The sequence below is a fragment of the Erwinia sp. PME.40.26/001 genome, assembly GCF_055556675.1.
In genome coordinates this window covers 1-325 of the sequence record NZ_JBVHNP010000067.1, presented here as the reverse complement: position 1 = coordinate 325, position 325 = coordinate 1, and the positions used below count along the sequence as shown (strand labels likewise).

Genomic DNA, 325 nt, shown 5'->3' with positions numbered 1-325 from the left:
CATCGTGGCGTGAGGAGGCGCTTCCACTGTGGACTCGGGCGACGACGGTCGTCCTACACGGCCCAAGCGGCGCGCTGGGCGCAATCGACCTGGAATCCAAGTTCACCGAGGCGGCCATCGGAAGCCTCCACGTCGCGGACTACCGCAATTTTGCGCACGGGCGGCATCTTTGGCTCGCCAAGCGGGGGGATCAACGCGGTATCGTCGCGCTGATTTCTGATGCCGACCGAGACATCGCTGCGAGGACTCTCGCGCTTCTGCCGCCTGAAATTCCCGTCGCCAAGATTGAGCTGCCTGGGCCGCCCTTGGAAGCAAACCTCACAGG

The 325-nt window shown here is 64.3% G+C and carries 1 protein-coding gene; it reads left to right on the top strand.

The window, feature by feature from the left end; genetic code table 11:
- Window positions 1-325 (top strand): hypothetical protein (locus tag ACZ3HG_RS23255; protein WP_465334676.1); only part of this gene is annotated, 325 nt, incomplete at both ends.